The 26,190-nt window shown below is 64.0% G+C and carries 24 protein-coding genes; 14 read left to right on the forward strand and 10 right to left on the reverse strand.

Features of this window, described 5'->3' with window-relative positions; translation table 11 throughout:
- Positions 1-3: 3 nt before the first annotated feature.
- Positions 4-1,128 carry a tyrosine-type recombinase/integrase gene (locus NP511_RS16835; RefSeq protein ID WP_049966383.1) on the reverse strand — a complete coding sequence of 375 codons (1,125 nt, stop codon included), beginning with the start codon at positions 1,126-1,128 and terminating at the stop codon, positions 4-6.
- A 589-nt stretch (positions 1,129-1,717) separates the two neighbouring features.
- Here NP511_RS16835 and NP511_RS16840 point away from each other — a divergent pair.
- Entirely contained in the window at positions 1,718-3,085 is a 1,368-nt protein-coding gene (locus tag NP511_RS16840; protein WP_233274356.1) for a hypothetical protein, read from the forward strand.
- 115 nt (positions 3,086-3,200) lie between these two features.
- On the opposite strand, the gene NP511_RS16845 is transcribed toward NP511_RS16840, so the two are convergent.
- The gene (locus tag NP511_RS16845) at positions 3,201-3,557 is read right to left on the reverse strand and encodes a hypothetical protein (RefSeq protein ID WP_233274357.1); all 357 of its coding nucleotides are present in this window, start codon (positions 3,555-3,557) and stop codon (positions 3,201-3,203) included.
- A gap of 689 nt (positions 3,558-4,246) precedes the next feature.
- On the opposite strand from NP511_RS16845, the gene NP511_RS16850 reads away from it, so the two are divergent.
- The 4 genes from NP511_RS16850 to NP511_RS16865 are packed head-to-tail and all read left to right on the forward strand — an operon-like array spanning position 4,247 to position 9,762.
- Positions 4,247-5,785, forward strand: coding sequence for an ABC transporter substrate-binding protein (locus tag NP511_RS16850; RefSeq protein ID WP_049966910.1), 1,539 nt, complete (start codon positions 4,247-4,249; stop codon positions 5,783-5,785).
- 2 nt (positions 5,786-5,787) lie between these two features.
- Positions 5,788-6,738: a nickel ABC transporter permease gene (gene nikB / locus NP511_RS16855; RefSeq protein ID WP_049966386.1), complete on the forward strand. Its 951-nt coding sequence runs from the start codon at positions 5,788-5,790 to the stop codon at positions 6,736-6,738.
- On the forward strand, positions 6,735-7,643 hold the full coding sequence (gene nikC / locus NP511_RS16860; RefSeq protein ID WP_049966387.1) for a nickel transporter permease: 909 nt from the start codon (positions 6,735-6,737) through the stop codon (positions 7,641-7,643). Before nikB ends, nikC begins: the two co-directional genes overlap by 4 nt.
- A gap of 7 nt (positions 7,644-7,650) precedes the next feature.
- Complete coding sequence (locus NP511_RS16865) at positions 7,651-9,762, forward strand: dipeptide ABC transporter ATP-binding protein (RefSeq protein WP_049966388.1); 2,112 nt, start codon at positions 7,651-7,653, stop codon at positions 9,760-9,762.
- Positions 9,763-9,871: 109 nt separating this feature from the next.
- On the opposite strand, the gene NP511_RS16870 is transcribed toward NP511_RS16865, so the two are convergent.
- On the reverse strand, positions 9,872-10,036 hold the full coding sequence (locus tag NP511_RS16870) for a hypothetical protein (protein ID WP_162834900.1): 165 nt from the start codon (positions 10,034-10,036) through the stop codon (positions 9,872-9,874).
- A 126-nt stretch (positions 10,037-10,162) separates the two neighbouring features.
- Between NP511_RS16870 and NP511_RS16875 the strand changes: the two genes are divergently transcribed.
- Entirely contained in the window at positions 10,163-10,909 is a 747-nt protein-coding gene (locus NP511_RS16875; RefSeq protein ID WP_049966389.1) for an alpha/beta hydrolase family protein, read from the forward strand.
- Between the two features lie 308 nt (positions 10,910-11,217).
- On the forward strand, positions 11,218-12,468 hold the full coding sequence (locus NP511_RS16880; protein ID WP_049966390.1) for an RNA-guided endonuclease InsQ/TnpB family protein: 1,251 nt from the start codon (positions 11,218-11,220) through the stop codon (positions 12,466-12,468).
- 161 nt (positions 12,469-12,629) lie between these two features.
- Here NP511_RS16880 and NP511_RS16885 read toward each other — a convergent pair whose 3' ends face one another.
- Positions 12,630-13,436: a UbiA prenyltransferase family protein gene (locus tag NP511_RS16885; protein WP_233274358.1), complete on the reverse strand. Its 807-nt coding sequence runs from the start codon at positions 13,434-13,436 to the stop codon at positions 12,630-12,632.
- 96 nt (positions 13,437-13,532) lie between these two features.
- Positions 13,533-15,185, reverse strand: a complete 1,653-nt coding sequence (locus NP511_RS16890; RefSeq protein WP_233274359.1) for a sensor histidine kinase — start codon at positions 15,183-15,185, stop codon at positions 13,533-13,535.
- Positions 15,186-15,571: 386 nt separating this feature from the next.
- On the opposite strand from NP511_RS16890, the gene NP511_RS16895 reads away from it, so the two are divergent.
- From NP511_RS16895 to NP511_RS16905, 3 genes are all read left to right on the forward strand, one after another.
- Positions 15,572-15,919 carry an ArsR/SmtB family transcription factor gene (locus NP511_RS16895; protein ID WP_006179535.1) on the forward strand — a complete coding sequence of 116 codons (348 nt, stop codon included), beginning with the start codon at positions 15,572-15,574 and terminating at the stop codon, positions 15,917-15,919.
- Positions 15,916-16,227, forward strand: coding sequence for a DUF7521 family protein (locus NP511_RS16900; RefSeq protein WP_049966393.1), 312 nt, complete (start codon positions 15,916-15,918; stop codon positions 16,225-16,227). Before NP511_RS16895 ends, NP511_RS16900 begins: the two co-directional genes overlap by 4 nt.
- Before the next feature lie 307 nt (positions 16,228-16,534).
- Positions 16,535-16,918 (forward strand): universal stress protein, encoded by a 384-nt coding sequence (locus tag NP511_RS16905; protein ID WP_049966394.1) that lies wholly within the window; start codon positions 16,535-16,537, stop codon positions 16,916-16,918.
- A 91-nt stretch (positions 16,919-17,009) separates the two neighbouring features.
- Here NP511_RS16905 and NP511_RS16910 read toward each other — a convergent pair whose 3' ends face one another.
- The 3 genes from NP511_RS16910 to NP511_RS16920 all read right to left on the reverse strand — a co-directional run bounded on the left by NP511_RS16910 (position 17,010) and on the right by NP511_RS16920 (position 20,922).
- Entirely contained in the window at positions 17,010-17,798 is a 789-nt protein-coding gene (locus NP511_RS16910; protein ID WP_049966395.1) for a VOC family protein, read from the reverse strand.
- Between the two features lie 48 nt (positions 17,799-17,846).
- Positions 17,847-19,571 carry a Na+/H+ antiporter NhaC family protein gene (locus NP511_RS16915; RefSeq protein WP_049966396.1) on the reverse strand — a complete coding sequence of 575 codons (1,725 nt, stop codon included), beginning with the start codon at positions 19,569-19,571 and terminating at the stop codon, positions 17,847-17,849.
- Positions 19,572-19,809: 238 nt separating this feature from the next.
- Positions 19,810-20,922 (reverse strand): OBG GTPase family GTP-binding protein, encoded by a 1,113-nt coding sequence (locus NP511_RS16920; RefSeq protein ID WP_006179529.1) that lies wholly within the window; start codon positions 20,920-20,922, stop codon positions 19,810-19,812.
- 159 nt (positions 20,923-21,081) lie between these two features.
- Here NP511_RS16920 and NP511_RS16925 point away from each other — a divergent pair, with 159 nt between their 5' ends.
- Together NP511_RS16925 and NP511_RS16930 are read left to right on the forward strand one after the other, a co-directional pair.
- Positions 21,082-22,707, forward strand: coding sequence for a COG1361 family protein (locus NP511_RS16925; protein ID WP_049966397.1), 1,626 nt, complete (start codon positions 21,082-21,084; stop codon positions 22,705-22,707).
- A 172-nt stretch (positions 22,708-22,879) separates the two neighbouring features.
- Entirely contained in the window at positions 22,880-23,083 is a 204-nt protein-coding gene (locus NP511_RS16930; protein WP_006179527.1) for a VNG_1110C family protein, read from the forward strand.
- A gap of 6 nt (positions 23,084-23,089) precedes the next feature.
- On the opposite strand, the gene NP511_RS16935 is transcribed toward NP511_RS16930, so the two are convergent.
- Positions 23,090-24,382, reverse strand: a complete 1,293-nt coding sequence (locus NP511_RS16935) for a tRNA(Ile)(2)-agmatinylcytidine synthase (protein WP_049966398.1) — start codon at positions 24,380-24,382, stop codon at positions 23,090-23,092.
- A gap of 181 nt (positions 24,383-24,563) precedes the next feature.
- Between NP511_RS16935 and NP511_RS16940 the strand changes: the two genes are divergently transcribed.
- Together NP511_RS16940 and NP511_RS16945 are read left to right on the forward strand one after the other, a co-directional pair.
- Positions 24,564-25,529, forward strand: a complete 966-nt coding sequence (locus tag NP511_RS16940; protein WP_049966399.1) for a transcriptional regulator — start codon at positions 24,564-24,566, stop codon at positions 25,527-25,529.
- 48 nt (positions 25,530-25,577) lie between these two features.
- A complete protein-coding gene (locus tag NP511_RS16945) occupies positions 25,578-25,787 on the forward strand; it encodes a hypothetical protein (protein WP_049966400.1) in 210 nt (69 codons plus the stop codon).
- Positions 25,788-25,859: 72 nt separating this feature from the next.
- Here the strand turns inward: NP511_RS16945 and NP511_RS16950 are convergent, their stop codons facing one another.
- Complete coding sequence (locus tag NP511_RS16950) at positions 25,860-26,114, reverse strand: glutaredoxin family protein (protein WP_049966401.1); 255 nt, start codon at positions 26,112-26,114, stop codon at positions 25,860-25,862.
- Positions 26,115-26,190: the final 76 nt, after the last annotated feature.

Raw genomic sequence — 26,190 nt, forward strand, 5'->3', positions numbered from 1 at the left:
TTCTCAGCCGGAATCGCTTGACTCCTCGCCCTCGACCGGCTCGGCATCGACGACCAGCGGCTCCTCCGGCGGGACGGCGATCGACTGCTCTAACACCGAGGCCCGCAGCGTCGGCTTCGAGGCCGTCGCCTCCTGTCGGTAGTCGTCGTCGATCCGGTCCCCGCGGACCCCGCGTGGCGTCAAGTAGTCGCCGTCGACCTCGAGCCCGGCCGCCTCACAGAGCCGGCGCAGGACCGACCGCGCCCCCTCGGTGGTGATCGCCGGCGGCGCGATCGCACGCTCGCGGGCGAGTTCCCGGGCCGTCGCGGACTCGAGCAGCGACTCGATCTCTGCTTCGTCGTGGCCACGCTCAGCGAGGACCGTCCGCACGCGGCGGGCGATCGACGGGGCGTGGCCGGTCGGGAACAGCGGCCAGTCGTTCGCGGGCGGGTCCAGTACGATCCGATACCGACGCAGCGGCGTCCGCGCTCGGGCCGGGAGAGGGACGTCCTCGAGGCGCTGGGACTTGCCAAGCACGCGGATCGTCCCCGTGTAGAAGTCGACGTCATCCCACGTCGCGCCGGTGCGGCGGTCGTCGTCGGGGACCCGGAACAGCTCCGATCCCCGGACCGTCGAGTGGGCGAGGACCGCCACCATCGCGTACTCGCGCAGGCGGGTGCGGCGCTCGCTCGTCGACCGGGTCCCCGATTCGAGCGCTCGCTCGCGGACGTGGCGCTCGAGTTCGCGGCGCTGGTCGGCCGTCCACGAGTCGCTTGTGGGCCGGGCGTCGGCGGCCGGCAGCGCCGCCTCGGCCCGGTCGGTCGCGGCGGGGTTGGTCTCGAGGATGCCGCCGCGAACGCACCACGAGAGGAACGCCCGGACCACGGCGTAGTAGGTGCCGGCGGTCGAGGCGGTGTACTGTCCACGCTCCGTCCGGCGGCGAAGCTCCGCAGCGTAGGCGCGCATGTGATCGACTGCAAGGGCGTCGATCGATCGGATCCCGTGGTCGGTCTCGAGCCACTCGGCCCACCGCCGCAGGATCGACTCGGCGTTGGAGGCGTAAGCACCCGCGCCGGAGCCGTCGGGATCGCCCACCGCCTTGCGCTGGATGTAGGTGTCGACCGCATCGGTGATCGCGACGCCGGTCACGGCGCGATCACCCGCCCGACGCCCGCGTCTCTCGCCCCGGATCGCCGTCGCCCAGACCGATCCCGCCGGTCGGCACGACTCTCGAGGGTGACGCCAGTGGTCATCGGTTCGTGTCTTCCTGTTCCACGGTCCTAAATCTGTGTTTCGAATCCACACCGGTCGAAAAAACTGCGATCACACGCGAGCGCGGGCCGGCGACGGAATCCGGCCCGTCCGCAACCGTCGGGGACCTACCCACTCGTCCTTGGTGGCCGGCTCGATATCCAGAATTAAGTACACTGGCTGATAATTTTTCGATAGTGGGTAGTGAATGACACGATCGATCACCGTACGAATGCGTCAGGCTCTCCAAATCGTACGAATTGAGCGGCGGCGCGCCCGACGGCGGCTCGGTCGATCATCGGCGTGGCGCACGATCCTCGTCGTGGCACTCGGTTCGGCCGCCGTACTCTTCGGGGTTGGTGCGTACGAGGTCGGCCGATCGTTACGGCAGGGAACCGCCGCTCTCCCCCTCGAGACGATACACGTCGCCACGGTCTCGGGGTTTCTCACGCTGGTTTGGGTATTCGATCGACGCACGTCGACGGTAATGGAGCGCATCGAACCCGCGTTGCTTCTTACAAGCGTTCCGACTCGAACGGTCGCGCTCGGCACCGTCGGCACGGTCGTCGCCGGGATCGCCGTTCCGCTGTCGCTGCCCGCCGTCTGTTTCGCGGCCGGGCTCGCTGTCGGACACCAATCCCTGTTAGGATTGATTACCGTCTTGCTCGCCGGTTTCGGCGGCGTCGCGCTCGCAGCGCTGGTCGGTGTAACGCTGAGCCTCGGTCGGGAACTCGCTGCCCTCCGATCGCCCCGAATCCGCCGATACAGAACGCTTCTGTACGCGGCGGGATTCGCGGCCCTCGTGACCGTGTGGTTCGTACTGGCCAGTGGTGCCGTCGGTTTGGACCGTCTCGTCTCGTGGCTTCCGGTCGTTCCGATCACCTGGATCGCTGATCTCGGTCTACTCGGACTGACGGGGTCCGAGCCGGTCGGCCGCCGTCCTATCGGCGCGCTCTGTCTGTTCGGCGTTGGACTCCCGCTCTGTACAGCCGTGGCGATCAGGCTCGCTGACCGAATCTGGCATACCGATCCGGTCGGGTCCGGAACGGTCCACCGCTCGCGGTCGCTTCTCGGACCCGGACGCGCGAGGTGGCTGTTCGGTCGCTGGGTTTCCCGGCCCGTTCTTGCCGTCGCCCGAAAGCGATGGCTTCAGGAACGGCGTGTCCCCCGGGGCCTGTTGACGGCGGGATACATGCTGCTCATCCTGCCGATCGTCTATCTACCGCTTCTCGCTGCCGGCGAGATACTGGCGGCCACACCGATTCTCCTCGCGTTCGTCCTCGCCGTCGGGACGGGCCTTGCGTTCGGACTCGAGTTACTCAGCGTCGAGTATCCCGCGCTCCCCCTAACGCTTTCCGCCGCCTCGAGCCGCCAGTTCGTCCGCGGGACCGTCCTTGCCGGAACCGCGGTCGGCGCGCCGGTGACGGTAGCGATAACCGCCGTTGCCGGGGTGGGAAGCCCCCTCGGCAGCCTCGAAGTGATCTTGACCGCCCTCGCGACCGTCCCCCTCTGTCTCTGTGGCGTCACCGTCGCTGCAGCGATCGGCATGGACGTGTCATATCGCGACTTTCGCCCGGTCCCGATCCCGTTCGTCGCCACGACCGTCTACTCGGAGACCGGACGACGGTCGTTTCTCAAGCTTGCTGTCGTGATGACACTCGTCGGGCTCGTCTACCTGCCGGCGCTCACGGGGTATCTCTCGCCTGTGAACGTGCCGCTGTCGACGGGACTCGGGGTCTCGATACCGACCGTTCGCCTGCTGTCGCTCGTCGGAACGGTCGCACTCGCGATCGCGGTCTCGGCGGTCTCTTACCGACGAGCGGTGAGGACGTTCGAGGAGTATACGATTCCATGAATCTCAGTCTCGGGCCTCTCGATCGGAACGGTACCAACGATCGGTCGTTACGCCGTCGCTCGAAAAATGGGCTTTGAGTATCGATTCGGGCGAATTCGTCGTCTCGCTTCGGTAGTTACCAGAACTGTTCGATACCACACTTGGCGGCACAGCCGGCCGCGGTACCACCGATACAGACCGCACAGGGGGCACAGCTGACTCGAGTCGGGTCGGCGACACACACCTGACACGGGGTCGCACAGAAGGTACCCCACGTGATACAGTTCACCCAGCAGTCGATCGCCGATTCCTGCGTGGTGATCCCGTCGGACTGTCCGGCCAGACTGTACACGGATTCCAGTTCGGCCCCGTCGATTTCGGCGATGAGAAGGGTATCGGCACCGCTTTCCAGCGTCGCGGAAACGAACACCCTCGAGACTCCCGACTCGAGGTCGCGATGGGCGGCCGCGTCGGCCGTATCGACCGTCGCCACCTCGCCGTTCTCGAGGGCTTCGGTCCAGTCGTCACTGGCTTGCAGCGTCTCCAGCGCCTCGGTCGTGACCGCGTCGCCGAGAACGAGGTTTTCGACGCGGATTTCGCCATCGTCACGTCGCGCTCTGACGAGGGTGTTTTCGCCCGTCTTGATTTCGGCGACGTCCGCTTCGTCGTTGTACGCGAAATGCTCGGCATCGCCCTCGATGGGGATTCACCGAACGAGGGATCGCTGGACTCATCGTTACCGACACGCCCGCCGCCCTTACCTGGGCCGAACAGCGCTACGAGTCCGTCAAACAGGCCGCAGAACCCGTTTCACTCCCCGACGAGGCCCTCTAGCACCGTTCCGGTCTCGCGAGCGTTGCTACTGCCCGACACAGGTGCAGGTCAGTATGGTCAGCAACGCGTCTCTCGAGAGGCGCTCGCCGCGGTGTAGCGACGTACTCGAGTTCTCGGTTCGCTCGGCGGTCGGACCGAAATCGAAGCAGAATATTTACAAGTATAGTTTCAGTACTGAAATTCAGGTTTCACAATGGTTGGAAACGAAACATCGATGCGGAGTGATGGCCACGGTGGCCGTGACGTATCGACACCGGCGACGGCCCGGTCGTTCCGCGGCGGGAGGCGGTGTCGACGGCGTCGCTCGAACGACAACTCCCGAACCCGAGGTTCGGTGAGGGGACACTGATGGACGAGTCACGTCGACGGGTACTCGCCGGCATCGCCGGTGGGGGACTCGCCTCTCTTGCCGGGTGTGCAACCGGCGACACGGCCGACGAGACCGCATTTACGATCGGGCTGGCGGCGGATCCGACCGACACCAGTCGATACGACAACTGGGGCGGCATGGCTCCCTATTGGACACGCGTCATCGAGCCGCTGGTCTGGGGCACTGATGATATGCAACCGAAACCGTGGCTCGCGACCGACTGGACCGCTACCGATGACACCACCTGGGAGTTCGAACTCCGCAAGGGCGTCCGCTTTCACAACGGTGCGGAACTGACTGCCGACGACGTCGTCCACACCTTCGAGGAGAACATCCTCTCCGAGCGCGGCGACTTCGTCTACGGGTGGCTCCACCTCGAACCGGGCAGCGTCACGAAACGCGACGAATACACCGTCGCGTTCGAGACGACGGACCCGTTCCCCGGCTTCCCCGGAACGATCGCCCACAACATGATCGACATCCAGCCGCCCGCAGCCGATCGGCAGGCGGGCGAGATCATCGGTACCGGGCCGTTTACCCTCGAGGAAATCCGGCGCGGGCAGTACGTCCGCGTCGAACGGTTCGCGGACTACTGGGGCGGCGAACCGGCCCCGACGGAACTCACGTTCCGGGCGGCCGAAGACGAGACGACTCGGACCGATCTCCTCGAGAGCGGCGAGGTCGATCTGATCTATATGCCAGCCAAAAGTCGTCTCTCGTCGTTTCGCGATCGCGACGACGTTCGCGTCGACTCCCAGCAGTCCGCGGGGGCGGTTTCGGTCTGGCTCAACATCTATCGCGAGCCGACCGACGACCTGGCCCTGCGGCGCGCGCTCAACTACGCGGTCTCCCAGACGGAACTCGTCGAGACGGTACTCGAGGGAGTCGGCGAGCCCGCCCGCGGCCCAATATCGACGGTCATCGACTGGGTCGACGAGGACGAACTGCCGGCCTACGAACGCGATCGGGACGCCGCGCGTGACCTCGTCGATCAGTCGGCCTACGACGGCACGGAGTTGACCTGCCTCGTCGACACCGACATGGACGACGGCAGGACGATCGGGCAAGTCCTCCAGTCGGCGTTCGAAGAAATCGGCGTCGACGTCAGTCTCGAAGTCCGCGAGCGCGCAGCGATAAACGACCTGACGGACCGCGGCGAATTCCACCTCCAGATCGGGAGTACGGGATCGAACAGCCCCGGCGCGGACTACCTCATGTGGGAGAGTTTCCACACGATGGGCGTCGACAACAAGGACCGCTACGAGGCCGAGGGGACCGGGCTGTACAACCTCGGCGGCGAGGTCGATGACCTCATCGAGACCGGCTATCAGGCGCGTGACCCGGCCGCGAAACGCGACGCCTACATCGAGGCACAGCGGAAAATCATGGCGGCGGCCGTCGTCGTCCCGCTGTTCTACCAGGAGTACGTCGTCGCCGCCGACGCCGCGCTCGAGGGACTCGAACTCCCTCCGATCGAGAAGTTCGCCGAGTGGAGCGAGCTGACACGAACGGCCTGACGATGACTGCCTACGATTACCTCGCGTCCCGACTCACGACGTCGCTTGCCGTTACGGTCGGCGTCTCGCTTGTCACGTACGGGCTGGTATTTCTCACGCCCGGCGAGCCGGCCGAGATCATTCTCTCCCAGCAGCTCGGCCGCCAGCCCTCTGCGGCCGAAATCGAGGCATTCCGGGCGGAAAACGGCCTGAACGAGCCGATCCCGGTCCAGTACCTGAACTGGCTGCTGGACGTCTGCCGGGGCGATCTCGGCACGTCGTACTACAGCGACACGCCGGTCTCGACGCTGATCGTGGAGGCGCTACCGGTGACACTCGAGTTGGCCCTTGCCGCAATGGTCGTCGCGCTCGTGATCTCGATCCCCGCTGGCGTCGCCAGCGCCGTCCACCAAGGCTCCTCGATCGACTATGCAAGCCAACTGGGCGCACTACTCGGCGTTTCGATGCCGAACTTCTGGCTCGCGTACCTGCTGATCCTGCTGTTCCCGCTGACGCTCGGCGTCTTCCCGGTCGCCGGTGCCGGCAGCGTCGGCCACCTCGTGTTGCCAGCGATCACACTGGGTACTGGCATGGCCGCCGTCGTCACGCGACTCGTCCGGAGTTCCATGCTCGAGGTCCTCGACGAAGCGTACGTCGATACCGCCCGCTCGACGGGACTCCGTGAGCGGATCGTCGTCTACAAACACGCGCTCCGAAACGCGCTCGTCCCGGTCGTAACGGTTCTCGGCCTCCAGTTGGGGACATTGCTGAACGGCGCAGTCGTCGTCGAGATAATCTTCCAGCGGCCGGGGCTTGGTACGTTGCTCGTCGATGCGGTGTTCGAACGCAACTACCCGGTCGTACAGGGGGTCACCCTCGTTACCGCGGTCGTCTTCGTCGTAACGAACCTGGTCGTCGATCTCACGTACCGGTATCTCGATCCCCGCGTCCGGCTCGGGGGTGAGACGGCGTGATCGGCCGTTTCGAGGCCCTCGTGGCGGGCCTTCGACGACGGTACCGTGCGGTTCGGACGTCCCGGGCGACCGCGGCGTTTTTTGCGAACCCGCTCAACGCTGTCGGGCTGGTGATCGTCGCCACCCTGACGATCGCCGCCGTGTTCGGTCCCGTCATCGCACCCTACGACCCGACGAGTCAGGACCTCGTGAACCGGTTACAGCCACCGACGCTGGCCCATCCGATGGGAACCGATCAGCTCGGACGGGACGTCTTCTCGCGACTTCTGTACGGTGCCCGGCTCTCGCTCGGTATCGCCGTCGCCGTCACCGTGATCAGGCTCGTCCTCGGGACGGCGATCGGCCTGCTCGCGGGCTATGCCGGCGGCCTGATCGACGAACTCCTGATGCGACTCGTCGACGTCCAACTCGCGTTCCCGGGGCTGGTACTCGCACTCGTGGTCGCCGGCATTCTCGGCCCCAGCCTCCGAAACGTGATGCTCGCACTCGCGGTCGTCGGCTGGGCGTCCTACGCCCGTCTCGTCCGCAGCAGTGTTCTTTCGACGAAAGAACGCGAGTTCGTCCAGGCGGCCCGGCTGATGGGCGTCTCCCGGCATCGCATCGCCATCCGTCATCTCCTCCCGAACACCATCGGCCCGATCATCGTTCTCGCGACGATGAACCTCGGAACGGTGATACTGGGAACGGCCGGTCTCTCGTTTATCGGCCTCGGCGCACAGCCACCGACGCCCGAATGGGGAACGATGCTTTCGACCGGCCGCCACCACCTCCGGGGGGCGTGGTGGCTCGCGAACGCTCCGGGCGCAGCGATCATGCTCACCGTCCTTGGATTCAACCTGCTCGGTGACGGGCTCCGTGACGTCCTCGATCCGAACCACGATACACCCCTCGAGAAACCGACGTGATCACGACATGACTGGACAATCGATGGATTCCACGTTGCTTTCGATCGACAACCTCCACACGCAGTTTCAGACTCGCAATGGCCCCGTCCGCGCAGTTGAGGGCGTCTCGATGACCGTCGACCAGGGCGAAATCGTCGGCCTCGTCGGCGAGAGCGGGAGCGGCAAATCCGTGACCGCACGCTCGATCGTCGGCCTACAGGACCCGGGCGAGATCGTCCGGGGATCGATTCACCTCGACGACGTGGCTGTGACCGATGCGACCGACCGACAACTCCGCCGGCTCCGGGGAGACACCGTCTCGATGGTGTTTCAGGACCCGACTGAGACGCTGAACCCCGTTTTCGACGTCGGCGAGCAGATCGCCGAATCGATCAAGGTCCACGAGGAACCCGGTCCCCAGCGCCTGCTCGAGTACCTCCATCTCCCGCCGTTTAGCAGCCGGTCGGAGTGGCGCGAGTACCGCGAACGGGCGATCGACCTCATGGAACAGGTCGGAATCGCCAGCCCGGCCGACCGGGTTGACGCATACCCCCACGAACTCTCCGGCGGACAACGCCAGCGGGCCGGCGTCGCGATCGCGCTCGCATCCGACCCGGACCTGTTGATCGCCGACGAACCGACGACCGCGCTCGACGCGACCACGCAGGCACAGCTCCTCGAGCGGTTCCGTCAGTACAACGCCGAGCGCGGGACGGCGATCCTGCTGATCACGCACGATCTGGGCGTTGTCGCCGAAATCTGCGACCGCGTCGTCGTGATGTACGCCGGCGAGGTGATGGAAACCGGCCCGACCGAACGCATCCTCGAGGACCCTCGCCACCCGTACACGAAGGCGCTGCTCGAGTGTCTCCCCCAGCGCGTCGACCGGGAGAGCCGACTCCCGACGATCGACGGATCGGTTCCCGAACCGACCGCCGATCGGGCGGGCTGTCCGTTTGCCCCCCGGTGTGAGTACGCGACTGCCGCCTGTCGGGACGAGGAGGTCCCGACCGTTGCTCTCGCCGACGACCGCGGAAGCGTCACCTGCGTCGAGTCGAACTGGTCCGAGTCGGATACCCCGCCCTCGAGGACGGGCGTTCCCGGTGCCAGATCCGAATCGACCGCGGCTCCCGAATCGGCCCCCGGCGACTCGGACCGACCGTCCCCGATCGTCGAACTCGAGGGTGTTTCCAGACACTACTCGCTCGCGAGCGGGCCGATCGAACGCCTCTTCGGAGCCGACGACACGCTCCGGGCCGTCGACGGGGTCGACCTCGAGATCCGGGCCGGAGAGACGCTCGCGCTGGTCGGCGAGAGCGGCTGTGGCAAGTCCACGCTTGCATCGCTGATTACCGGCCTCGAGAGGCCAACGACCGGGACGGTCCGAATCGACGGGACGCCGGTCGGCAGCGTCGCCGACCGCGATGCCGCTACCCTCACCGACGTCGGCGTCGTCTTTCAGGACCCGCACTCGAGTCTCAACCCCCGACTGACGGTCGAGCGAACGATCGGTGAACCGCTCCGGAGTGTCGGCTGGAACCGGCCTCGTCGCAAGGACCGCGTCCGCGAGTTGCTCGATCGCGTCGGGCTCTCGGAACAGCAGGCGACGAGCTACCCCCACGAACTCTCGGGCGGACAGATCCAGCGCGTCGCGATCGCGCGTGCGATCGCACTCGACCCCTCGCTCGTCGTCCTCGACGAGCCGGTCTCCGCGCTCGACGCCTCCGTTCAAGCCCGCCTCCTCAACGTCCTCGCGGACCTTCAGGCCGATCTCGATCTCGCCTATCTGTTCATCTCTCACGACCTGACCGTCGTCGAACACGTCGCGGACCGCGTGGCAGTGATGTATCTCGGGGAACTGATGGAGGTCGGCCCCGCCGACAGGGTGTTCGATCGGCCGACACATCCGTACACGACGGCACTGCTCGAGGCGATTCCGTCGCTCGAACCAGACAGTTCGACCGGCACGTCGCTCGAGGGCACCCGTCCGAGCCCGGTCGAGCCGCCGAGCGGGTGTGTCTTCCGGGACCGCTGTCCGATGGCCGAGCCGGAATGTGCAGAAACCGACCCCGACCAGCGCCGACTCGGGCCGGGCCGCGCGAAGTGTCACTTCGCCACCACCGACGCATCCGATCCGTGACTCGCCGGGTCATCCTCGAGTCGCGCTCGACCGGGACCGTCCGAATCCGTATATCTGAATGTGGTTTATACTCCGGGGCACGAGACGAACGCATCGATCGAGTCGCGACTCAGGACGGATGCTGGTGCCGGATCTTCTCGGCCGTCATCCCCGGTACCGGCGTCCCACAGTCCTTGCATTTCCACTTGGGCGTCGGCGTCCCGCGTTCCTTCCGCAGGTCCTGTTTGAACTCGAGGCGGGCACCACACGGACACCGGTAGGTCGTGCGGGTCATAGTCGGACCAACCCCGTCGGGAGCGATAAACGATTCGCCGGCCGGGGCTCGGGCGCTCGAGTCGGCACCCGCACTTTCTCTCGGGGAGCGTCGGGATCAAGACGCTGCCGCCCGTCGTCCGGGACGATGCCGGAATCACACAGGATCCCGATCGAAACGGCGACGGCGACGGGGTCGCCCCCCGAGGTCGCCGCGGTTCATCACCAGGCCGACTCGGACGACTGGATCGTGTTCTGTCACGGCCTCCGCAGCGACAAGTCCGGCAGCTACGAGGGCCGGTGTCGGCGGGCCGTCAGGGAGGGGTACAACGCCGTCCGGTTCGACTGCCGGGGCTGTGGCGAGTCCGACGGTGCGTTCGTCGACGCCACCCTCGAGGCTCGACTGGCAGATCTCCGTGCCGTCATCGAGTACTTCGATCCGGACTCGTACGTCCTCTTTGGCTCGAGTTTCGGCGGGAAAATGGCTGTCCACGCCGCTGCGACGGACGACCGGGTGCGGGCGGTCGCGACGCGTGCGCCCGTGACGACTACCGATACGTTCGACGAGTATCGGTCGACCATCGACCGCGATGGGGCGGTGCAGTTCGAGACCGGCGAACGGATCGACCGTCGGTTTCTCGAGGCGCTGGATCGCTACCCCTTCGACGACGTCGTCGAATCGCTCTCGGTCCCGGTCGCGATCTTCCACGGCGGGGCCGACGACGTCGTCGATCCCGCCGACAGCTTCGCGGCCGCTCGGCGACTCGAGACCGACGTCCTCCTCGAGCGGTTCGCTGGCGAAGGCCATCGCTTCTCGCGGGCGGCCGAGGACCGATTGCGGAAGCGATTGTTCGATTGGCTCGAGTGGGCCGGCGGCGAGAGCGGGCGGTGCTGATCCGCTGTGTAGTGGATAAATCAGATATTGCTATACACAATTCGTGTGTCGGCTCGACGACCGACAACCCGCGACACGCCGAAGCGAGTACAGCAAGCGGCGAACGCAACCAGGACCCGGATCCGTCACCGGCTTGGGGCCGGACACGTCTCCGACTCGGAGTATCTATCTTTAAGCAGCGAGAGAATCCCGGCGTTTACGCCGGGCGTGAATCGCGTCACTCAACCCCACAATCCACCGCTCGGTGGCAGACCGGATATTCCACGCTAATCCACATCATTAAGTAGAATTATCTACATAGGCTATGCATGGCGATTGAGGTCACGCGCACCTACATTGGTTCCATCCAGAACCAGCGACAGGTCAGCGATGGCCTCGATTCGCTCGGAGACTCTGCCTCCAAAATTTGGAACGTCGCACGCTGGACAGCCGACCGTATCTGGAACGCAACCGGCGAAATCCCAGCTGAAGGGGTGCTGAAGGCGTATATGAAGAACCAGCCGTGCTGGAAAGACTTGAACGCCCAATCTAGTCAGAAAGTCATCGAAGAACTTTCCGACGCTTTCCAGTCGTGGTTCGATCTGCGACAGACAGACTCAGCGGCGAATCCGCCCGGCTACCGCAAATACGGCGACACCCGACCACGTTCCACAATCACGTTCAAAGCAGACGGGTTCAAACACGACCCCGAGAACAACCGTGTCCGACTCAGCAAAGGCTCGAACCTCAAAGAAAACTGGTCTGACTTCATCCTCTGTGAGTATCAGACGCGCCCAGACGTTGACCTTTCGAAGGTCAACAAGGTACAGAACGTTCGGGCGGTCTGGAACGGCGACGAGTGGGAATTGCACCTCGTCTGCAAGATCGAACTCGAAAGGAACGACACCACAGGCGACGAAGTGGCAGGTATCGACCTTGGCATCACGAATATGGCCACGGTCGCATTCCCCGACGAATACGTCCTGTACCCGGGGAACTCGCTCAAACAGGACAAGCACTACTTCACTCGTAGAGAGTACGACACCGAAGGTGAGAACGGCCCGTCAGAAAAGTCGATGTGGGCGCGTCGGAAACTCGCAGACCGCGAGACGCATTTTTACCACGTTCTCACGGACACCATCATTACCGAGTGTGTCGAACGTGGTGTCGGCACGCTCGCGGTGAGTTGGCCTGAAGACGTACGAGAATCAGACTGGGGCAAGACGGGAAACAAGAAGTTGCACTCATGGGCGTTTGACCGCATCTACCAGTACCTCAAATACAAAGGCAAGATTCGTGGCGTTGAAGTGCTGAAGGAGAACGAGTGGAACACCAGTAAGACCTGCTCACGGTGTGGTGACGACACGCCGTCGAACCGTGTCGAACGTGGCCTATACGTTTGCTCGTCGTGTGAGTTAGTAGCCAACGCGGATTGTAACGGGGCGGAAAACATGCGACAGAAGATAACTCCGAGTCCTCACGGTGAGGATAGGAGTAACGGCTGTGTGGCACAGCCATCGGTACACCTGTTCGACCGCGAGAGCGGGACGTTCACCACGAGAGAACAGGTCGTATCGTAGACCGGCAAATAGCCCAACCTGCGGTACGGGAAGCCTCGCCGTTTACGGCGAGGAGGGTGTCACCGAGACGTCTACCCGGTGGACAGACCTGACTCGAGACGATCCTCGCGTGTTGTAGACGATGTTTGGCCCGGGTTTCTCTCCGGCAGTAGTACCCCTTCTCACCACGTCCCGTTCGACGGCTCTCCGGGTCGGTACTCCGGTGGCGGGGTGATATTCCGTGTCAGTTTACGAAACAGGGAGAGATACAGCAGGTATACTACCGTGAGGAGTGCCGGAATCACTCCGCCAAACCCGTAGATCGTACCGAGTCCGGCTGTTTTCAATGACAACACGAGGTATTTCGTCCGGTGCGGGCCGAGAATAGAGGCAACAGTCGCGCGGTTCACTTCGTCGTCTCCGGTGATATCGTTTACGTTCCTCGACTCGACACCTGCAAAAATAATGGCGAACCAGGCCATGAACACCGCCACCGTTGGCATCGTAACACGCAGCGTCGTACTGAGAAATATCGGGAGGAAAATCAGCACTGCCCAGACCACTGCGACGTATGCAGAATCAATGAAGGGATAGCGCTTCGAGTCGTCGTACGTATAGATGAATACGAGCGGCAATTGTGCGATGAGTAGTGCGAGCCCCGTTCGTGACGTCGATGCGAGGTCGATCGCAAAGAAGAGCGTGATGGCCTGATAGATGACGATACTGGCGAGGCTCGTATAGAGCAGTGGCGTATCGAAGCGTTCGACGAGCGCCGTCCTGTACGCGTTATTGATGCGGTCTTCCGGACTGATGTTGCGCCGGTCCTCGACGTAAATGACGTATACGCCCAGTGCAGGGAGGAGTATCCCAACACCGATTGCTGAAAGTGGGATATCGAGCGTGATTGCGGTTATGCATACCATAAGCACAGCGCCGATGCAAAGCCAGAGATTCAACAGGAAGGGGGTATGAACGGTCCGTGTATCCACAGTACTCGTACCGAGGCACCATGCTGAGTTAAAATTTCCTGAGGGAATGGAATCAAAACGCCGTCGAATGGCTCCGTTCGAAGAACATGTGAACACTTACCTATCCGAAACGGTCCGGGCTGGCTCATCCTCGGACTCCGCAGGAACGGGAAGCGTAATACGGACCTGTGCACCGCCGCTGTGCTGATTTCTACACTCGAAGACACCGCCCGCCTTTTCGGTCAGATACTTCACGATCCAGAGTCCGATCCCGCTAAGATGACTCATTTGGGTCTCTCCTTCCTCTCTTAGCACCTCGAGTTCGGTTTCGGGGATACCCTGGCCGTCGTCTTCGACGAATAACGTTACAGCGTGCTCCTCTATTTCGCTCCGAAGCACCACGGTAGCTTGATCGGGCTGGCCACGGTGTTCGACCGCGTTCTCGATTAGTTCCTGAACGGCGAAAGCGAATTTCGAATGACACTGCACGTCGACATCGTGGATTGACACCTCGAGAACGGTATCCGAGGGAATTTCGGCCTTCGTTATACCGTCTTCGACCATTTCCGGGAGGCTAGCAACCACGTTCCGGTCCTCACCGATCACACTATCGATAAGCCTAATTTTGTGGGCTTTGTTCACGATGTCTTCCGATGTATCCACAATATCTGTCAAATTATCGTCACCCCCATCGGGAAGGTCCTTTTGGAGACTTTCCGATTGACCGAGAATAATCTGCATCGACGTACGGATATCGTGTCGAAAGAACCTGATTAGAACGTCTTTTATCCGCTCAAGTTCTTTCTCCCGCTGTTTGAGTTCCGTTATTTCTCCGACGACGATTAATTTCCCGGCCAACCCACGACCGTACGCAAACGGTTGCGTCTGCGTTGTATAGTACTTGAGTTCGCCACGCTCCGTCCGAGAGAACGCCCCTTTGATTTCGCCTGTCGAAGAACGGGTCGGCAAGACATCCTCGATACGTTCTCGGGAGTCCAAGTTCACATCGAACGTTTCAGCAGCGGTACTGTTCCCGTCGATGATTTCGTCTTCGGCGTTAAGAATGAAGACCGCTTCGTTGATGGCATTGAACGCTTGGTTTCGAGCGACGGGTGAGAACTCCAGAAACCCATGCCGGTTCACGGAGTGAGCGAAGTAGATTCCCGCGAACCCGTACAGTAGCGCGGTTCCATCGTAGTATGGGGGAAGGTAATCGACGATCGTGAGTGTCGTGGCGACCAGTACGCCGATGAAGAATATCGCGAGTGTCACCGCTCGTCTGCGATGCTTTCCGTCCGAGTGGATGGCTTCTGCGAAGAAAAGCGCAGTACTGGCGATCGTCATCAGATAGCCGTATCCCTGAACGATACCGACGAACAGGATTCCTTGTGGAAATCCGACTTGAAGCACGCCGTCGGTCCCAACAGTGTACTCGGCAGTGTAGACGATATCACCCGGATTGATCCAACTAAGGGCGAAGAATACGATCGCAGGCAGAAAAAAGAGGATGGCAGCTCTGTTCGATAGCGGTTGTTTGTAGGCAAACTCATACGCGAACAGGAAGAACGCGCCACCTGTTGCAGTAACGACTGTCCAGAAGACGTTCGCGATCGCATACGTAAGGCCAGCGGCTGGGACTAGATTCATCGTCGCGTAAAGAAATGCCCAGGCGGCCGCCAGAACCATGAAGAGAATAAACCATTGGATTGCCGGTTTCCGCCGCTTGTCGTACACCGTATAGGCGCTGTATAGTGCTGGGAGAGCGCTCATGTATAACAAAAATGTTATAGTTATATAATTTAGCATACTCATTCTTCTATCTCAATAGAAGATACGGCTCCGATCTATTAAAAAATTCTCTAGCTTGGAAAAATATTGGTGGTGATATAGAAAACGTCTGACATTCGTATCCTCTCATCGTCTCGTTGCTCAAAAACGAATCCACGATACCGTCCAGCGACGTCCGTGTGATGAGCCGGATGTCAGTTCCTCGAACGGGAACGCCGCATCGCTTATCAATGCTCATCACGCTACAGCCATGTTACTCACCCACGTTCCGTTCTCCGAACCCTATGTCGTCTCCACGGCGGGGTGTTTTCTCAGCCAGAAAAACCGGACCGCTTTTGATAGCCATGGCGGAAGGAACTGCCATACCAGTGAGTGAGGAAACCGACCTGTCGACCCTGCTTTCGGTTCTCGACGACGAGTACGCACGGGAAATCCTCACCCACACGAGCGTCGAACCCATGTCTGCTAGTACCCTGAGCGAACGGTGTGATGCCTCCCTCCCGACGATCTATCGACGACTCGATCGCCTCGAGGAGTGTCGCCTCGTCACCGAGGAGACCGAACTCGCATCCGACGGCAACCACTACAGCGTCTATAGTGCGAACCTCGACCACCTCGAACTGTCCTTGGAGGAGGGATCGTTCGAACTCGAGTTGACGTATCGCGAGGAAGACGTCGCCGACAAGTTCACCCGGATGTGGGAGGGGATGCGATGAGTCGGCACGCCGTCCGGATCGACGAGGCGACGCTGTTCGAACTGTTGACCGTCGCGAGTCTCTTCCTCGTCGCGTTGTTCGGCGCGGTTATCGCGTATCAGGCGTACCGGGGGTACCGGCGCAACGACGCGCAGTCGATGCTCTATCTGGCCATCGGACTCCTGCTGTTGACGGTGTTTCCCTTCCTGCTCAACGTCTTCGTGACGACGCTGGTCGATCCCGATCAGGTCGTCATCGCACTGCTCGAGAACGTGAGTCGCTTGCTCGGGCTGGTCGCGATCACGTACTCGCTGTACGGTCGGCATTGAGTTGTCAGGCGGGCCGAAGCGGCAGGGACCACCGCTCAGGGGAACGGCCGACGCCGCACGTCCCCGCGCGAGGGGGAATCGCGGGGACGTGTGGGGCAGGCGTCGCGGCCGTGGGATGATCGGATGCGGGGAAGCGGGGGACCACGCAGGCGTGCGGGGATTGCCTATCACGTCCCCCGTTTCCCGCTACTGCCCCGTTCCTATTAGTGATCCGAGAGCGTTTTCCGAGTCGGAAAATCCGCCCGACCGACGCGTTCGACGGTCCCGATCCCATAGGTTTGTGTCGACCCCAACCCTGCTAACGGCCATGCAGTATCTCGTCGGAACCGACTCGGTCCACACCACCGCAGCGATCTGTGATTACCTCGAGGAACGGGCGAACGGCGACGACGCCGTCACCGTGGTCGCCGTCGCGCCAGCCGACGACCCGACGGCGCGCCGGGACTGCGAGGAGGCGTTGAACGTCGCCCCCGTTCGGCTCGCGACGGTGGGCGAGGTCGAGACCGAGGTCCGTACCGGCTCCCCGGTCGCGGAACTCCGCGACGCGGCTACAGCCTCGGCGGCCGACGAACTCGTCGTGGGGGCTCACAGCGGCGATCCCGATGCGACGCGCGACCTCGGCTCGACCACGCGGGGATTGCTTGCGGATGCGGACCGGCCGGTCGTCGTCGTGCCGATCCCGGACCTCTAGCGGTTGCCCTCGTCGCCGACGGCTCGAGTGCTGACCGGCTCGAGACGGCCTCGTCGTCGCGCGAAAAGGGAAACAAATGGCGGCAGGCGGCTCAGAACGGGAACAGCGAGTCGGCCTCGAGATCCCGCTCGATGAGTTCGATCTCGTGGCCGTCCTGGTCCGTGGTGAACGCGTACATGTCGTCGCAGCTCTCGGGATCGCGGTAGTCTTCGGCCTCCCGGGTCATGAGCTGCTCCCAGTCGTCGTGGAGGTCGTCGAGGCGGACACAGAGGTGACCCCAGGCGTCGCCCAGATCGTAGCTGCGGCCGTCGTAGTTGTATGTGAGTTCGACGGACATCGCCTCGTCGGCGGCGTCCGCGGGTTCGACGAAGTAGTTCGCGAAGGTGTCGGCCTCCCAGCGGCCGACCTCGTCGTAGCCGAACTTCCGGGTCCAGAAGCCGAGCGCTTCGTCGGCGTCCTCGACGCGGATCATGGTGTGATCGAGCGACCACAGCGCGCCGGTCTCGCGCTGGACGATCTCGATCTCGTGACCGTCGGGGTCTTTCACGAACGCGTAGCGCCCGCCACAGGACTCGGGGTCTCGATAATCGTCGACGCCCTCGTCCATGAGCTGCTGGTAGTAGTCCTCGAGTTCGCCCTCGGGAACGCGGACCGCAACGTGCCCCCAGGCGTCGCCCACGTCGGGCTCCTCGCCCTCGTTGTGGGTGATCTCGAGCATCGCGCCGTCCTCGTGCATGTCTTCGGGCCCGAGGTAGACGATGGTGAAGCCGTCGCCCTCGTAGCGGTCTTTCTCCTCATAGTCGAGGTGAGACTGGTACCAGTCGAGAGACGCCTCCAGATCGGCGACGCGAATCATCGTGTGATCGAGCGTTCCGTCCATACGCGAAGACAGGCCAGCAGACGGCAAAAACGTGGCGGAGGCGGCGGGCTACTCGTCTCCACCCGTCGAGTCCGCGTCGATTTCTCCCTCTGGCTCGGGCCCGGAGACGACCGGCTCCGTCGCAACCGGCTCGAGCCCCTTCCGACCGGCGTCGAGTTCCGAGAGGCCGACGACGAGGCCGACGAGGGCGGCGACGCCGAGCGGCAGGAAGACGATCGGCGGGACGCCGAGGTAGCCGTTGAGCAGGTAACAGCCGACGACCACGAGGAAGACGGTCAGCGCGTAGGGCAGTTGCGTGCGAACGTGATCGATCAGGTCCGCACCGCTGAACGTCGCCGAGAGGACCGTGGTGTCGGAGATCGGCGAGGCGTGATCCCCGAAGATCGCACCGGAGAAGACGGCACCGACGGCGACCGGAACGAGTTCGAACCCGCTTCCGAACTCGTAGGCGACCCGGACCGCGATCGGGGTGACGAGTCCCATCGTCGCCCACGACGACCCCATGGTAAACGCGACGAACGCGGCGACGAAGAGGATGAGGACGGGGAGCAACGCCTCCGAGAGGTACGGTTCGGCGACAGTCGCCACGTATTCGCCGGTGCCGAGCGTCTCCGCAACGCTGCTGATCGTCCACGCGAGGACGAGGATGGTCACCGCCGTCAGCATGATTCCGAACCCGTCGATGACGGTCTCGACGCCCTCGCCGATGTCGAACAGGCCGTAGGCGAGGCCGATCGCGATCGCGGTCACGACCATGGCGAAGGAACCCCATATCAGCGCCGTCGCGAAGCTGCCCGCCCCGACGACATCGATCAGTACCTGCGTGAATCCCGCGTCGTTGACGGCTGCACCGAACGCAGTCGGCGCTCCCGCCTCGGCCTGACTCGACTGCCAGGACTGATATCCCGTCCAGAACGCGCCCGCGAGCGTGACCGCGACCAGGACGACGACGGGCGCGAAGAAGGTCCGCAACATCGGCCGCTCGTCGATCGGCTTGCCGAGGTCTTCCTCGACCTTCTGGAGCGGCTGTGCCCCTTCGCGGTTGACCGCGCCCGTCGTCCGGGCGCGGTGTTCGGCGTCGAGCATTTCGCCGTAGTCCCGGCCAGTGTAGACGACGATCCCGACCATGACGATCGCCAGCAGTGCGTAGGTGTTGTACGGAATCGAGCGTACGAAGGTCGCGAACGCTGTCGGGGCCTCACCCGCGACACCCATCTCCTCGTAGGCACTGCCGATCAGCGACAACTGGAACGCGACCCAGCTCGAGATGCCAAGCGTCGCGACGGGCGCGGCCGTCGAGTCGACGATGTAGGCGAGCTTTTCGCGGGAGATCCGCAACTGATCGGAGATTTCCCGCATGGTACTGCCGACGATGGCGGTGTTGGCGTAGTCGTCGAAGAACATGGCGATGCCAAGCCCCCACGTGGTCAGTCCGACGGTCTGTTGCGTCTCGAGGCGGTTTGTGGCCCAGTTTCGGACGGCGATCGCGCCCCCGAGTCGCCAGATGAGAGCGACACCGGAGCCCAGAAGCAGCGTGAAGACGAGGATCTGGACGTGGAAGCCGTCGTCGACGATGATCGCGGCCACGATCCAGTCGAAGGTCTGTGCGATGCCGTGGCCGCCGGTATGGATGATCGCACCCGACCAGATGCCCAGAAACAACGCCAGCATCGGTCGGCGGGTCGCGATCGCAAGGGCGATCGCCAGTAGCGGCGGGACGAGCGAGAGTATCCCCGAACCGATCAACTGTGAGAGCCACTCGATAGCAACCATATCTACCTACTAGTGGGGCTGCCGGATATTTTTGAGCGTTCCGTTTCGAACCCGTTCAGGTCAGAAACCCGAGGCTATCAGAAACTCACTGAGGCGGGCTAGTAAACGGCAGTATAGCCGACGATAGTACGCACTGAAACGATTCACACACTAATCGAAACGCAATCGTTCGAGTAGGAAGCGACGTACTGATAGTCTCCGGCAGGGTATCGTCCGCTCGGCCGAACCCGTCGACGCGCTACCGTCGCAGAATCAGTTTCAGTACGTCCTCGTCCTCGAGGACGTGATCCGTCCCGACCTGCTGTTGGTCGTGGGCCGCACTCGGGCCGGTCACTCGCGCAAAACGGAACCGCTCTTCCATCTCGCCGCCGAGTTTCGCGACGGCCTCGCCGACGGTCGCGCCTTCCTCGACGACCAGCGGCTCCTCCCAGTCGATCCCGCGGCCGGGTTTGTCCATGTAGACCCGAATGAGCCCGAGGTTCTCCCAGAGGCGATCCTTGAGCGCCTCGAGGCCCTTCTCCTCTTCGGCGCTGATGAAGGTTACTTCCTCGGGGTCGAGGCCGCGCTCGCGCAACTGCTCGTCGACGGTTTCCTTGTAGTCGGGGTCGATGAGGTCGACCTTGTTGACGCAGGTGATCGAGGGGATGTACTCGCGATTTTCCATCAGGCCGTCGACCAGCCGGTCGATGGTGACGTTCTCTTGCAGGTTGACGTCGGCGTTGACGTAGCCGTGTTCGCGGAGGACGTGCTTGATCGTCTCCTCGTCTAGGTCCTGGTCGGTACTCGAGGTGATCTTGATGCCGTCTTTGATCTTCGGACGGACCGTGACCCGCGGGGGCTGCTGGTCGACGCGGATGTTGATGTCGTGGAGTTCCTTCTGGAGACGGTCGTACTGTTCGATCTCGAACACCGAGAGCATGAAGACGATCAGGTCGGCGTTGCGCACGACCGCGAGTACCTGCTGGCCGTCGCCCTTGCCCGCGGCCGCGCCCTCGATCAGGCCGGGCACGTCCAACATCTGGATGTTCGCGCCGCGGTGGCTGAGCATCCCGGGGTTGACGTCCAGCGTCGTGAACTCGTAGGAGCCGGTCTCGCTCTCGGCGTTGGTCATCGAGTTCAACAGCGAGGACTTGCCGACGCTCGGGAAGCCGACCAGCGCGACGGTCGCGTCGCCGTGTTTCTCGACGGAGTAGCCGCCGCCACCGCCGCTGCCGGACTGCTGGTTCTCGAGTTTCTCCTTTTTCTCGGCGAGCTTGGACTTCAACCGGCCGATGTGGGCCTCCGTGGACTTGTTGTAGGGCGTGTTGGCGATTTCTTCTTCGATCTCCTCGATCTCGTCCTCGAGCCCCATTTGGTCGTACACAGCCGGTCGGGCCGAAAAACCCTTTCGAGACTCCGCGTTCGACTCCCGCCCGAAACGAGCCGGAAACCCGGACGTTCGTTTCCTCGCGCCGGTTCGTTCCCGAGAGCTTCGATTAGCTATACCGTTCCCCGAGCGGTATGTCAGCGTATGCACAGGCGGGAGTACGTCACGGCGGTGGGAACCGTGGGAGCGCTCGCGACGCTCGGGACCGGGCGGGCACAGCGGGCACTCGAGCGGGGGTGTCCAGTCGACGACGCAACGAGCGTCCGGCCCGGCGAAGACGTCGTGTTCGAAGCGGCGGCAACGCCGGGCGTCGATCCGGCGACGGCCGAGTGGACGGTCGAGGGGCCGGGAGCGGCCGACCTCGCGGGAGCGGCCCCCTTCTGGAGTTACACGTATCGGACGGGGCATCCGGCGGCTCACGGCCGATTCGAGGAGCCCGGCGTCTACGAGGTGTCGGTGACCGTCGACGGGGCGAGCCTCGCGTGGCAGGTTACCGTCACCGACGACGCACCGTCGGCACCGACCGTCGAACTGACCTGCGAACCGGGACCCGACACGACTATCACGCCGAACGAGTCGATCGAGGTCACCGCGACGGCCGCCGACGACCACGGCGTTCTCCACTGGCTCGTCTGGCAGGAAGGGCGCAACGCAACCTTTCTCGAGCGGGCCGATCTGTCGGGGTCGACGGCGACGGTCACCTACGCTACGGCCGGGGGCGATGCGATCTGGTTCATCGGCGGCTATCCGATGGCCGCGTGGGCCATCTGTCGCGACGGTCGGACGCGGGCAGCCCAGACCGACGGCCCGTCTGTCGAGGCGCTGCGTGACGTCTCGATCACCGGGACGAACACGCCGGTTCACGCCGGCGAGGACCTCGTCGTCGACGCCGAGGTCGCGATCGAGGGGCACTCGACCTATCACGGGTTCGTCGAGGCGACCGTCGATCTGATCGTCGGTCACGATCCGACCCACGTCGACAGCGAGACCGTCGAGGTGTTCGCGGGCGAGTCCGAGCCGGTGTCCCTCGAGTTCACCACTGCGACGGTCCGCAACACCCAGACGTTCCCCGCCCGCGTCGAGACGCGCCACGCCGCCGCCGAGACCGACGTCACCGTCATCGGAACCGATGACGCGGCCGAACACGGCCATCTGTCGGTGACCGGCCTCGAGACGAACGCACCGGTCACGGGTGGCGAGTTCCTCGAGGTGACGGCCACGCTCGCGAACACGGGCGAGGGGCCGGCGAGTCGCGAGGTCGAACTCGTGGTGGGGCACGATCCGACGACCGTCGATAGCCGATCGGTCGCCGTCGGGGCTGGCGAGACGACGACGGTCACGATAGGCTATGACACCTATCCCGTCGCGAACGACGACGAGTTCCCCGTCCGCGTGCGGACGGGCGACGACAGTGCTTCGCAGTCGGTCCTCGTCTACGGGCGCGACGGGGGCAACGGCGGCGACGCGGCGCAGTTCGCCGTGTCGATCACCGGAACGAACGCGCCGGTGTCGGGCGGCGAATTCCTCGCGGTGACCGCGACCGTCGAAAACGTCGGCGGAGCCGCGGGGTCGGGCGACGTCGAACTCGTGGTCGGCCATTCGCCGGCAGTGGTCGATTCCAGAAGCGTCGGACTCACGCCCGGTGAGACGACGACGGTCCGACTTGGCTACGACACCTACCCCGTCGCGAACGACGATACGTTCCCGGTGTCGGTCCGATCGACCCACGCGAGCGACACGCGGACGGTAACGGTCTACGGGACTGACTGATGCACGATCGAAACGGAGCGCGATCTCGCCGTCGCGGTAGCTGAGCGTCTCGAATCGCCGTCGCCGGCCGGGGTCCGCATCGGCCAATAATCCCCGCTACTACTACCCAGTATAATTACCATTCACAACGAAATTCCGGTACACCTAAACGACCCCCGGGCGACCCTCGAGTATGTCGAACGCGTCGCAGCTGCGTGACAGCACCCAGATCGTGCTTCCCGCGGAGACCCTCGAGTCCCTCGAGCCGCAGCTCGACGAGGCGTTCACCGTCACGATCGCGCCAGCCGGCGAAGAGCGCCGTCGGATCATCGGCAGTCCCGTCGAGATCCGAGACGTCCACGAGTTTCTCACCCGCCGCGGCATCAGCGTCCGCTGATTCCACTTACCGCTCCGGGTGCGTCGGCGCGTCGAACCCGCCCCGAACCAGCGGTTTCGCGACGTGGCGACGCGCACACGGCGGCACCTCGTACCAGCCGCGCTCGAGGTCCCGCTCGAGGCGTCGAGTCGCCTTCTCGTCCCGGCTCGTCCCGCAGTCCCGGCAGCGGTATCCCTGATTCCGGCCGGCGCTTTTCATCCGTCGGTCGCAGTCGGGACAGGTCGGCGTCACCCGCTCGGTGCGGACGAGATCGCGGACCGCCAGCTTCTCGAGTTTGAGCGTCCCGTCCGCCACTTCGCCACAGGCCATGACGCGGTCGCCGACCCGGAGCGCCCGCACCCGATCGCGGAACCGTTTCGTCGGTTCGAAGGCGGCACAGGTCAGCCGCTCGGTCGCTGCGCTCTCGCCGACCTCGGGCGGCTCGAGGTCGACGAAGACGTGGCCGCCGCGGCGGGTCTCGGGCTCGCTGGCGACCCGGCCGGGGAGCCGGTAGGCCCGTCCGTCCCGCACTTCGGGGATCGAGCTGTCCCGGAGGTGGACGTCGGTCCCCTGATTGGTCACGAACAGTTGGCTCGAAGCGGCCGGTTCGGCCTCGATCCGCCGGGCGACCGTCCGGACCGCGTCCGGATCGTCGCCGCGGATCCCGTGCAGGATCGGGCCCGGCGTATGCGGGACGCAGACGGTCTCGTCCTCGCCGCGATCGACGGTGTCCCAGACAGCGGGATAGCCCCAGTCGGCCGCCGCGAAGACGCTGTCGTGATCGACGTCCCGGGGCGTTCCCCAGCGATTCGGCTCGCGATAGGAGATGTACTCGTAGGTCCACTCCTCGAGCGCCGCCCACGCGCCGACGGCGGCCAGCGCGCCGATCCGGCCCCGGCCGTCCCCGGCATGCCACGACCGATAGCCACAACGGTCGACGAGCGCTACGGCGTCGTCGATCGCGAGGTGATCGCGGATCGCAGTCCGCGAGAATCGTCTCACCGCGTCGGCCACGTCGCCAGGGTCGTGATCCGCGACGACCAGCCCGGGATTCGTGCGTTCGTCGGCGGTTTCGGAAAGCGCCTCGAGGCGGTCGCGGGCGACGGCGAACGCCGTGTCGGGATCGCAGTCGGTGTGGATCGCCAGTGCGGCGTTCCCCCGCGTCTTGTACTCGACGGCGGGGTTGAGCCGGACGAGGAGGATGCGGGCAAGCGCCGCTCCGTGGTCCCGTTGCAGTCGATCCGCGATCGTCGCGGCGAGGTAGGTCGTACACATCCCGCGCTCGCGCGAGTCGGTATCGTCGATCCCGACGACGGTCATCGGCGGTCCTTGGCCGGGCAGCGGGTAACCCCTTTCGGGACGGCGTTGTCGTCGGAGATCGGCACCGGTCGCGGGTCGAACCAACTATATAAGCATATTCCCGGTACGGGTCCGAATCGCGACACGGCACACGGACATATCGGGGAAAACGTCTTATAGGAGGAATCGCTTACAACCCCCTATGTCCCGCTCCGCAATGGTCGGCAACGTGACCGCGATGTTAGAGGACGCGGGATTCGTGGTAAGCGACCGGTGTGCGATCCGGCCGAAGAGCTTCGATATCGCCGCGCGCCGCGGCGAGGATCTGCTGTTAGTCAAGATCCTCGCGAACATCGACGCGTTCAACGAGGCGACCGGCCACGAGATGCGGCGGCTGGGGACCTACCTCCGTGCGACGCCGCTGGTCATCGGCCTGCGGAGTCGCGACGAGGACCTGAAACCCGACGTCACCTACTTCCGACACGGCGTGCCGGTCCTCAGCCCCGACACGGCGTATAACCTCTTTATCGAGGAAGTACCGCCGCTGATCTACGCCGCCCCAGGCGGCCTCTACGTCAACATCGACGGTGACCTGTTGGCCGACGAACGCGAGGACCGCGACTGGAGTCTGGGCCAACTCGCCAGCGAACTCGGCGTCTCCCGACGGACCGTCTCGAAGTACGAGGACGGCATGAACGCCTCCGTCGAGGTCGCGCTGGAACTTCAGGACCTCTTCGACGCGCCGCTGACCAGCCCCGTCGACGTCCTCGAGGGGGCCGACGACGTCCACGAGAGCGAGGCGACCCCGGACGACCCCGAGGCGGACCCGGACGACGAACGGGTCGTCGCCGTCTTCACCCGGGCCGGCTACAGCGTCCATCCGACGGCCCGCTCGCCGTTTACCGCGGTCAGCGAGGATGAAGACGACAGCGACGTCGTGCTGACCGGCCACTCCGAGTTCACCAAGGCCGCGGAGAAACGCGCCCGGATCATGAGTTCGATCGGTCGCGTGACCCGCACCCGCTCGGTCTACGTCGTCGACCGGGCGAAACAGGACAACGTCGACGGCACCGCCCTGGTCGAACGCGACGAACTCGACGACCTCCGGGACGCCGACGAACTCCGCGATGTCATCCGGGAACGTGCCGACTACGAGGAAGCGGCCTGAGTCGGCCGCCATCTTGGGGAGGCTCACCGCTCACGAATATACACCCTGATGACACTCGATACTCACGTCGATCTTGTCAGTGAATACCGCGCCCTCTCCGTGGCGGTCCTCGCCGTCCTCGGACTCGTGTTCAACATCGGCACGACCGTGACGACGGCCGGCGACGCGGTTCTGTTTCTCACAGTCTCCGTCGTCGTCGGCTACCCCCTCTGTACGGTGTTCAGTTTGTTCTCGAGTCGGTTCTGGCGGGACGAATAGTTCGCTCTGCCGGCCGTCATCAAAGCGACTGCGACGCACTCAGCCCCACGAAAACAGTTGCTCGAGTCGGTTTCAGGCCGCGCCGCCGTAGGTCTCCTCCAGATATTCGACGATGTCGTCGCTTTCCGACATCCCATCGATCCCGTTGGCCTCATCGACGATGACCGGCACGCCCGTCTGGCCGCTGACCGCTTCGACTTCCGTTCGATCGTCGTGGGAACGGGGCACTTCGATGGTGTCGTACTCGAGGTCGAGTTCGTCGAGTTTCGAACGGACCTTCGCGCAGTACGGACAGCCGGGGAGTTCGTACATCGTGATGTCTGCCATGGTCGACTAGTGGCCCGGAGGCCGTATCAGCCCACCGGTCGACCGAGCGGTTGCCGCAACCCGGACTGCATGGAAC

The sequence above is a fragment of the Natrinema thermotolerans genome (assembly GCF_031165565.1).
Lineage (GTDB): Archaea > Halobacteriota > Halobacteria > Halobacteriales > Natrialbaceae > Natrinema > Natrinema thermotolerans.